General features: G+C 74.4%; 9 protein-coding genes and 1 pseudogene. 6 read left to right on the forward strand and 4 right to left on the reverse strand.

Features of this window, described 5'->3' with window-relative positions; translation table 11 throughout:
- The 5 genes and pseudogenes from ACFP3V_RS23215 to ACFP3V_RS23235 all read left to right on the forward strand — a co-directional run.
- Nucleotides 1-177: pseudogene (locus tag ACFP3V_RS23215) on the forward strand (septation protein SepH); the annotation flags it as partial.
- An 850-nt stretch (nucleotides 178-1027) separates the two neighbouring features.
- A complete protein-coding gene (locus ACFP3V_RS23220; RefSeq protein WP_380586711.1) occupies nucleotides 1028-1960 on the forward strand; it encodes an ABC transporter ATP-binding protein in 933 nt (310 codons plus the stop codon).
- On the forward strand, nucleotides 1957-2730 hold the full coding sequence (locus ACFP3V_RS23225; RefSeq protein ID WP_380586714.1) for an ABC transporter permease: 774 nt from the start codon (nucleotides 1957-1959) through the stop codon (nucleotides 2728-2730). The genes ACFP3V_RS23220 and ACFP3V_RS23225 overlap by 4 nt, the downstream gene beginning before the upstream one ends.
- Before the next feature lie 46 nt (nucleotides 2731-2776).
- Nucleotides 2777-4057: a sensor histidine kinase gene (locus ACFP3V_RS23230; RefSeq protein ID WP_380586734.1), complete on the forward strand. Its 1281-nt coding sequence runs from the start codon at nucleotides 2777-2779 to the stop codon at nucleotides 4055-4057.
- Entirely contained in the window at nucleotides 4047-4715 is a 669-nt protein-coding gene (locus ACFP3V_RS23235) for a response regulator (RefSeq protein ID WP_380586717.1), read from the forward strand. The genes ACFP3V_RS23230 and ACFP3V_RS23235 overlap by 11 nt, the downstream gene beginning before the upstream one ends.
- A gap of 11 nt (nucleotides 4716-4726) precedes the next feature.
- On the opposite strand, the gene ACFP3V_RS23240 is transcribed toward ACFP3V_RS23235, so the two are convergent.
- A complete protein-coding gene (locus ACFP3V_RS23240) occupies nucleotides 4727-5581 on the reverse strand; it encodes a sulfurtransferase (RefSeq protein WP_380586719.1) in 855 nt (284 codons plus the stop codon).
- Nucleotides 5582-5682: 101 nt separating this feature from the next.
- On the opposite strand from ACFP3V_RS23240, the gene ACFP3V_RS23245 reads away from it, so the two are divergent.
- Nucleotides 5683-6468, forward strand: coding sequence for a VOC family protein (locus ACFP3V_RS23245; RefSeq protein ID WP_380586722.1), 786 nt, complete (start codon nucleotides 5683-5685; stop codon nucleotides 6466-6468).
- Nucleotides 6469-6486: 18 nt separating this feature from the next.
- On the opposite strand, the gene ACFP3V_RS23250 is transcribed toward ACFP3V_RS23245, so the two are convergent.
- The 3 genes from ACFP3V_RS23250 to ACFP3V_RS23260 are packed head-to-tail and all read right to left on the reverse strand — an operon-like array spanning nucleotide 6487 to nucleotide 8970.
- Nucleotides 6487-7140, reverse strand: a complete 654-nt coding sequence (locus ACFP3V_RS23250) for a thymidine kinase (RefSeq protein ID WP_380586725.1) — start codon at nucleotides 7138-7140, stop codon at nucleotides 6487-6489.
- Between the two features lie 46 nt (nucleotides 7141-7186).
- Nucleotides 7187-8386 carry an alkaline phosphatase family protein gene (locus tag ACFP3V_RS23255; protein WP_380586728.1) on the reverse strand — a complete coding sequence of 400 codons (1200 nt, stop codon included), beginning with the start codon at nucleotides 8384-8386 and terminating at the stop codon, nucleotides 7187-7189.
- The gene (locus ACFP3V_RS23260; RefSeq protein WP_380586731.1) at nucleotides 8383-8970 is read right to left on the reverse strand and encodes a DUF5998 family protein; all 588 of its coding nucleotides are present in this window, start codon (nucleotides 8968-8970) and stop codon (nucleotides 8383-8385) included. The genes ACFP3V_RS23255 and ACFP3V_RS23260 overlap by 4 nt, the downstream gene beginning before the upstream one ends.
- Nucleotides 8971-9226: the final 256 nt, after the last annotated feature.

Raw genomic sequence — 9226 nt, forward strand, 5'->3', positions numbered from 1 at the left:
GCGGGGGCGGCGTACGCCGACATCCTCATGCCCCGGACGGCGACCCCGCACCGGGACCGCCTCATCGGCTCCACCGACCGCCAGGCCGAGGCGGACGGCGTCCGCCCCGGCCGCCGCGCGGCCGTCCCCAGCTGGGACGAGATCGTCTTCGGCACCCGCCGCAAGAAGTCTGACTGACCGTCACCCCGAGCTCTGGCTCCGGCCACGCCGCTGGGTAACCGGCCGTTTGCCGGCGCCAGGCTTCGCACGGACATGGGCCGCCTGTCCACCGCGCCCGCTGCGTCATCAGTCGCCCAGCCTCGCGGCGCGGGCGCCCAGGAGTGCCACCCTCACGGCGGCCGGTCAACCCCCATCCCGGGCAGCGGACCCCGACGAGCAGACGGGCACCCCGCACCCACCACCCACCCGCGCAGCCGCCCGCGCAAGCGGCCACCCTCACGCCAGCCGGTCAACCCCCATCCCCGGCAGCGGACGCCGACGAGCAGACGAGCACCCCGCACCCATCACCCACCCGCCCGGCCGCCTGGCTGCCCGCGCAAGCGGCCACCCTCACGCCAGCCGGTCAACCCCCATCCCCGGCAGCGGACGCCGACGAGCAGACGAGCACCCCGCACCCATCACCCACCCGCCCGGCCGCCTGGCTGCCCGCGCAAGCGGCCACCCTCACGCCAGCCGGTCAACCCCCCATCCCCGGCAGCGGATTCCGAAGGGCAGCACGGGTGCGCCGCGCCCGTCCCCGACCGCGCGGGGGTACGACCTGGCCACGGCACCCGGTCCGCCCGGTCCTCCGGAACGCGGCGGTCGGGGCTGGGTGGGGAGGGGCGCAGCGGAGCTCCGCCCCCGCGGGTTCAGCTCCGGCGGCAGGGGCGGCGTGCCGCCCAGCCGGGCGGCACGGGCTCCGCCCGTTGCCCGGTGAGGCGACCGCCCCCCGGCGCCGATCGTCTGACAGGCATCAGCCGATCGGTTGATCGGGGGTCGGGCGGGTCGGGCGATGCCGGGGCAGGGCGGGGGCCGGGATGCTCGACGTATGCAGACGAGACACGGCAGTGCTACCGGACCGCTCATCGAGGTCAGCGGGGTACGCAAGAGCTACGCGGGGCGGGCCGTCGTCGACGGGGTGTCGTTCGCCGTCGACGAGGGCGAGATCTTCGGCATTCTCGGGCCGAACGGGGCCGGCAAGACGACGACCGTCGAGTGCGTGGAGGGGCTGCGCAGGCCGGACGAGGGGCGGGTGCGCGTGGCCGGGCTGGACCCGGCCCGCGACCGGGCGCAGCTGACCCGGATCCTCGGCGCCCAGCTCCAGGAGAGCGAGATCCAGCCCAAGCTGACGGTCCGTGAGGCGCTGGAGCTCTACTCCGCGTTCTATCCCCGGCCCCTCGACTGGCGGCCGCTCGCCGAGCGCCTCCGGCTCACGGAGACGCTCGGCACCCGGTTCGCCAAGCTGAGCGGTGGTCAGAAGCAGCGCCTCTTCATCGCCCTGGCCCTGCTCGGCGACCCGCGGGTGGTCGTTCTCGACGAGCTGACCACCGGGCTCGACCCCCGGGCCCGGCGCGACACCTGGGAGCTGATCGAGGACGTGCGCGCGGGCGGCGTCACCGTGCTGCTGGTCACCCACTTCATGGAGGAGGCGCAACGCCTCTGCGACCGCGTCGCCGTCATCGACCGGGGGCGGGTGGCCGCGCTCGACACCCCCGCCGGGCTGATCAGCCGGACGGCGGGGTCCACCGTCGTCTCCTTCACGCCCTCCGCTCCGGTGGACGAGCACGCCCTCGCCGTGCTCCCGGCGCTGGCCTCGGTCGAGCAGCGGGACGGCCGGGTGACCCTCCACGGCACCGACGAGACGGTCGACGCGCTGCTCACGCTGCTCGCCCGCCACCACATCACGGCGCATCAACTCCGCGTGTCCGACTCCACCTTGGACGACGCCTTCCTCGACCTGACGGGAGCCCGACAGCCATGAGCAGCACCCCCTCCACCGCCGCGGCACGGCCCCGGGCCGGCGCCGCCGTGTTCCGCGCCGAGGCGCGGCTGTTCCGGCGCGAGCCGGGCGGGCTCTTCGGCATCTTCGTCTTCCCGGTGCTGCTGCTGGTGATCCTCGGCTGCATCCCGCCGTTCCGGGAGGCGAACAAGGAGCTCGGCGGTCTGCGGCTGATCGACGCCTACGTCCCGGTCAGCGTGCTGCTCTCGATGATCGTCGCGGGGCTGCAGTCCATGCCGCCGGTTCTCACCGGCTACCGCGAACGCGGCATCCTGCGCCGGATGTCGACCACGCCCGCGCGGCCCGCCGGACTGCTCGGCGCACAGATGGCGATCCACGGGGCAGCCGCCCTGTGCGCGGCGCTGCTCTCGCTCGCCGTCGGCCGGCTCGCCTTCGGCGTCGCACTTCCCCGGCATGCGGCCGGCTACCTGCTGGCCCTGGTCCTGGCGGTGCTTGTCTCGCTCGCGCTCGGCGCCCTCGTCTCGGCCCGCTCGCGGAACACCAAGGTCACCAACGCGATCGGCTCCGCCGTCTTCTTCCCGTCGATGTTCACCGCCGGGGTCTGGGTGCCGGTGCAGGCCATGCCGCACGTCCTTGCCGAGATCGTCACGTGGACGCCCTTCGGCGCCGCCGCCCAGGCACTGAACCAGGCTGCGGCCGGGAACTGGCCCGGCTGGTCCCACCTGGGAGTACTCGCGCTGTGGACGGCCGTCCTCTCGGCGGCGGCGGTCCGCTGGTTCCGCTGGCAGTGAGCCGGTGGGAAGCGCTGCCCTGCCCGTGCAGACTGGACGGGTGATCATGACAGCCGAGCAGCCACAGGAAGCCGTGGCGAGTGCTCCCGTCCTTGAGGAGCGCTGGGCCGCGTTCCACCGCCACGGCCCCTATGTCCTGCTGCTGTTCTCCGTGCTGGTCGCCCTCGGCACCGCCTCGCTCGTGCACTGGAACCGCACCGAGTGGTACGTCGCGGGCGCCCTGGTGGCCATCGGCCTGATCCTGCAGCTGTGGTGGGGGCGGACGGACCAGCTCGCCAAGGCGCCGTCCACGGCGAGCGTCTGCTACTACTTCACCCGTTGGGCCGTCGCGTTCGCGCTCAGCGTGCTGAACCCGTTCTTCGCGTTCTATGCCGCCTCCGGCTACTTCGGTGCCGAGCGCCTGCTGCCCCGTCGGCTGATCAAGCCCGGCCTCTTCGTCACGGCGGTCGTCCTGGCCGGCTCCCAGGCCGGCGGCTTCCCGCCGCACGGGACCGGCGGCTGGGCGCTGTTCGGGGCGATGCTGGCGGTCAACGGCGGCATGGTCCTCGTCATGATCCATCTCGACACGCTGGTGGAGGCGCGGGCCCGGGCGCAGGCGGCCACCATCGGTGAACTGGAGCGCACCAACCGGGCGTTGCAGGAGGCGCTCGCGGAGAACGCCGCCCTGCACGCCCAACTCCTGGTCCAGGCACGGGAGGCCGGGATCGCGGACGAACGGCGGCGGCTGGCGGCCGAGATCCACGACACCATCGCCCAGGGCCTGACCGGGATCATCGCCCAGCTCCAGGTCGTCGCGAACGCCCCGACCCGGGAGCTGGCCCGCCGGCACCTGGACCAGGCCGCCGACCTCGCCCGCCACAGCCTGGGTGAGGCCCGCCGCTCGGTGCACAACCTGGCCCCCGCCGCCCTCGCGGACGCCTCCCTGCCCGACGCGCTGCGCAGCACCGTCGCCAGCTGGTCCGAACGGACCGGTCTGCGGGCCGAGTTCACCCTGACCGGCACCGCCGAGCCGCTCCACGAGGAGATCGAGGCCACCTTGCTGCGCATCGCCGAGGAGGCCATGTCCAACGCCGCCCGCCACGCCCGGGCCACCCGGCTCGGCGTCACCCTCTCCTTCATGGCGGGCGAGGTGGCGCTCGACGTACGGGACGACGGCCAGGGCTTCGACCCGCTCGCGCTGCCCGCCCGCAGCGGGACCGGAGGCTTCGGCCTGGACGGCATGCGCGCCCGGGCGGAGCGGGTGGCGGGGCAGGTGACGGTCGAATCCGAGCCGGGCGGCGGCACGGCGATCTCGGCTCGCGTACCGTTGGTCCCCCATGATCAGTGACGCTTCCGCCGACCGGCCCGTCATCAGCCTGCTGATCGTCGACGACCACCCCGTGGTCCGCGACGGTCTGCGCGGGATGTTCGAGTCCGCCCCCGGCTTCACGGTCCTCGGCGAGGCGGCCGACGGTGTGGAGGCGGTGACGCGGGCGGCCCGACTCGACCCGGACGTCGTGCTGATGGACCTGCGCATGCCCGGCGGGGGCGGCGTCGACGCCATCCGGGAGCTGGCGGGGCGCGGCGTGCGCGCCCGCGTGCTGGTGCTGACGACGTACGACACCGACTCGGACACACTGCCCGCGATCGAGGCGGGCGCGACCGGCTACCTCCTCAAGGACGCGCCGCGCGAGGAGCTGTTCGCGGCGGTGCGCGCGGCGGCCGAAGGCCGCACGGTCCTCTCCCCCGCGGTGGCGTCGCGGCTCGTGACCGCGGTGCGGAGGCCTCCGGCCGCGGCGGACGAAACCCTGTCGGCCCGCGAGCGGGAGGTGCTGGTGATGGTGGCCAAGGGCACGCCCAACCGGGAGATCGCCCGCGAGCTTTTCATCAGCGAGGCCACCGTGAAGACCCATCTCACCCACATCTACGCCAAGTTGGGCGTCAAGGACCGCGCGGCGGCCGTCGCGACGGCCTACGACCGCGGCATCCTGCGCACGCGGCGTTAGCCCCTCCGGGGCTAACTCTGGGTGGCGACCTCGCGGGTGGGGTCCGCGGACCACTCGGACCAGGAGCCCGGGTAGAGCGCGGCGGTCACGCCGGCCAGTTCCAGGGCCAGCAGCTGGTGCGACGCGGTCACTCCGGAACCGCAGTAGACCGCGACCTGGCGGTCCGTCAACTCCGTCACCCCGGGCGCGATCCGCTCGAAGCGCGCGGCCAGCTCCTCCGCCGGCAGGAAGCGGGCGTCCGGGCCGACGTTCTCCGTCGTCGGGGCGGAGAGGGCGCCCGGGATGTGGCCGGCCTTGGGGTCCACCGGCTCGACCTCGCCGCGGTACCGCTCCCCCGCCCGGGCGTCCAGCAGGACGCCGGTCCGGGCCAGCTCCGCGGCCTGGTCGGCGTCCACCACCGGCAGCGCTCCGGGCTGGGGGACGAAGTCCCCCACTCCGGGCTCGGGCAGTTCCGTCGTGACCGGGTGGCCCGCGGCCGTCCAGGCGGCCAGACCGCCGTTCAGCACGCGGACCCGGCGGTGTCCCGCCCAGCGCAGCAGCCACCAGGCGCGGGCGGCCGAGGTCGCCGGTCCCGCGTCGTAGACGACGACGTCGCGGTCGGCGGAGACGCCCGCCCGGCGCAGCGCCGCGCCCAGGCGGTCGGGGTCGGGGAGCGGGTGGCGTCCGCGCGGGCCGGGCGGGTCGGCGAGATCGCGGTCGAGGTCCAGGAAGTGCGCGCCGGGCAGGTGCCCCTTGGCGTACTCCTCCGCCCCTGGCGGACCGCCGAGGGCCCAGCGGATGTCGAGCAGGACGGGCCGCTGCCCGTCGGCGAGCGCGGCCGCGAGGTGGTCCGCCTCGATCAGAGGCGAGCGCGTCGAGTGGTCCATGCGGGCCATTCTGCTCCCCCGGGCGTGGACGGTAGCCACCCTCGCCCGGCCGCGACATGATGACCGGGGGACACGCGACCGGGACGGAAGGCGGCTTGGCCATGGCAGCGACGACCGGCGGCGCCGCGACGACTGCCGGGGCGGGCGTGCGCCACACCCAGGGCGCTCCCTGCTGGGTCAGCCTGATGACCACCGACCTCGACGCCGCACAGGACTTCTACGCCCGCCTCTTCTCCTGGGACTACACCCCCGGACCGCTCCGACTCGGCCCCTACGCCCGGGCCACCGTGGACGGCCGCCCGGTCGCCGGGATCGGCGTCGTGGACGCCCGACTCGGCTTCCCGGTGGACTGGGTCACCTACTTCGCGGCGGACTCGGCGGACGAGGTCGCCGGGCGCATCCGCGACTGCGGCGGCACCGTCGCCCTCGGTCCGCTCGACTCCGACGCGGCCGGCCGGCTGGTCGTGGCCTCGGACCCGGACGGCGCGGTCTTCGGCGTCTGGGAGGGGCACGCCCACCTCGGCTGGGCGGTCCGGGACGAGCCGGGCACGGCGGCCTGGAGCGAACTGGCCACGCTGGACGTGGCCCGGGCCGTCGAGTTCTACACCGGCGTCTTCGGCTCCACCGAGGTGCACCGCTTCGACGGCGCGGGCGAACGGACCCTGCTGGCCGGCGCGGACGGCATCGCGGTCGCGGGCGTCCACCGGGCCGGTCCCGACGAGGCGCCGGCTTGGCGGGTGCACTTCGCGGTCTCCGACCTGGCCGAGGCGGAGCGGACCGCCCGCGGTCTGGGGGCGAGGTCCGACGTCCCCTCGTGCGCGGGCTCGCTGTCCCTGCGCGATCCCCACGGCGGCCCGTTCGCCCTCGTGCAGCTGCAGCGCTCCTGAACGGGGGCCGCCGACAGGCTACTTGGCGTCCTCGAAGGGCAGCACGTCCGGGGACAGCACTCCCGCCTGTGCCGTCGCAGCGGTCAGCCGGCGGCGGTGGTGCCGTCGGCACAGCACCTCGTAGCCGATCTCGTCGGCGTTCACGGCGACATCGCCCACGACGACCTGCGCGCCCTCAACGACCATCACCCCACCCACCGTGCGGGCGTTGTGGGTGGCCCGGGCTCCGCACCAGCACAGTGCCTCGACCTGGAGCACCTCCACCCGGTCCGCGAGTTCGACGAGCCGCTGCGAGCCCGGGAAGAGCCGGGTGCGGAAGTCGGTGGTGATCCCGAAAGTGAACACGTCGATGCCCAGGTCGTCCACCACGCGGGCGAGTTGGTCCACCTGTGCCGGGGCGAAGAACTGGGCTTCGTCGCAGATCAGGTAGTCGCAGCGGGCGCCCGAGCTGAGCAGCTGGACGACGTAGGCGTGGAAGTCGAGGTCGTCCGTCACCTCGACCGCGTCGGTCCGCAGGCCGAGGCGGCTGGAGAGGGTGGCCGCGCCCGCGCGGTCGTTGCGGGTGAAGATGACGCCCCGGCGGCCGCGGGCGGCGTGGTTGTGGTCCATCTGCAGGGCCAGGGTCGACTTTCCGCAGTCCATCGTTCCGGAGAAGAAGACCAGCTCAGCCATGGGGAACAGCAACGCCTTTCGAAGCGTGGACGGAAGGGGAGGGGGTTCAGCGACGGACTTCGAGGAGCGGGACCAGTTGCTCGATCGCCGTCATCGAGCCGTGCAGGCCGACCATCGTGGACTCGCCCGGCTCGCGCCGGGTGGCGGTCACCGCGCCGATCGTGCCCTTGGTGCCGTCCTCCCGGGCGGCGGCGACGACATCGCCGATGCGGCCGAGGACCCGGTCCTCGACGACCGGACCGAACCAGCCGGCGGCCACCGCCTCCTCTCGGCTCGCCACCCAGAAGTCGCGGCCGAGCCGCTCCCGCCAGACGGCCAGCACGTCCGCCTCGGCGCCGGGCTGGGCGTAGACGTGACGGGCGCGACCCTCACCGCCCAACAGCAGGACGCCCGACCGCAGTTCCTCGTCCGCGTCGAAGTCGAGCCGCCCCGCGTCGGGGACGTCGACCATGCCGTGGTCGGCGGTGACGTAGAGCACGGAGCGCGGCGGCAGCTGCTCGGCGAGGCGCTGCGCGAGCCGGTCCACGGCGCGCAGCTGGCCGCGCCAGGCGTCGGAGGCGACGCCGTGGCGGTGGCCCATGCCGTCCAGCTCGCTGTAGTACGTGTAGACGAGCGCCCGGTCGGCGGAGGCCAGCCGCTCGGCGGCGAGGTCCATGCGCTCCTCGCCGGTGAGGCGGCCGAGAAAGCTTCCACCCGAAAGGGCGACCTCGGTCAACGGCGTGAACTCGAAGGTGGGCGAGGACACCTGACAGGTGCTCACCCCGGCCGCGTGGCAGCGCTGGAAGACCGTGCCGTAGGGCTGCCAGCTGCGCGGGGTGACGTGCGGCTGCCAGCGCAGCTGGTTCATCAGCCGCCGCTCGCCGGGGATGCGCACCAGGTAGCCCGCCAGCCCGTGCTCGCCGGGCGGCCGGCCGGTGCCCACGGAGGCCAGGCTGGTCGCCGTGGTGGCCGGGAAGCCCGCGGTGAGCGGACGACCGCTGCCGGCCAGGGAGCCGGGCAGCAGCGAGGTGAGGAAGGGCGCCTCCTCGGGGTGCGACTTGATCAGCTCCCAGCCCAACCCGTCCACCAGGAACACGCAGACCCGGTCGGCGGGCGGCAGCCGCAGCCCGGTCGCCGGCACGCCGTCGGACTCGCCCAGCCCGAAGCCCGCGGCGATCGCGGGCAGCAGGTCGGCGAGCGCGGCGTGTCCGTAGGCGGGCGCCGGCGCGGCGGCGGGCTGGAGCGGCAGGTGGGACTGTGCGGTCACTGGACGGCGGCCGTGGCCTCGGACAGCGCCTTGGCGAAGACCAGCGCCTGCGCCACGGTCTCCGGCCCGTCACCGGCTTCGCTGATCCGGATGGACAGGTCGTCGGCGGTGGTGGAACCCGTGTAGCCGTGGTCGGCCTCGCAGTTGGGGTCCCCGCAGCCGGCCGGCTCCAGGTCGATCCGGGAGACCGCGCCCCAGCCGATGGTGAGCACGACCTCGCGGGGCAGGCTGCCCGGCTTGTACTTCTCCGGGTCCGCGACCACCCGGCTGAGCACGACGGACGAGATCCGCCCGACCTTGACGCTCTCGGTGGAGGTGGTCGCGAAGGGCGCGGGCGAGCTGTCGTCGGCGGACTGCTCGTCGGTGTGGCTGACGATGAATCGGGTGGGGGTGAGCACGAGCACGGTGACGTGCCGGCGCACCTCGTTCTGGTCGAAGGTGGTCTCCTGGTGCACCAGGAACGCGACGACCTCCTCGGTGCCGAGGGCGATCTCCACCGCCTCGGTCACGAGGGCGGGGTAGTAGCCGCTGCGCTCGATCGCCGAGCGGAGCCCCTGATTCGTCGTCATGCCGGTCTTCGCCATGGCACCATCCTGGCATGCCCTGGGCTCCGCCCGTGCGTACACCTGCGCCATTCCCTTCCGCGTGCGCGGAGTGCCGTTTCTGCACCCCCAACGAGCCGCCTGCGGCGAGCTCCGGCGACGCAGCCGCCGTGCGGCGCAGCCGCCAGGGGCGCAGCCTCGTGCGGCGCAGCCGCCAGGGGCGCAGCCGCTGGGGGCGCGAGGAACTGCGCGAGCAACCGACCACTCGGGGAGGTCCGTCCCGCACAAGCGGCCGAAC

The sequence above is a fragment of the Streptacidiphilus monticola genome (genome assembly GCF_042658505.1).
In the GTDB taxonomy this organism is placed as follows: domain Bacteria; phylum Actinomycetota; class Actinomycetes; order Streptomycetales; family Streptomycetaceae; genus Streptacidiphilus; species Streptacidiphilus monticola.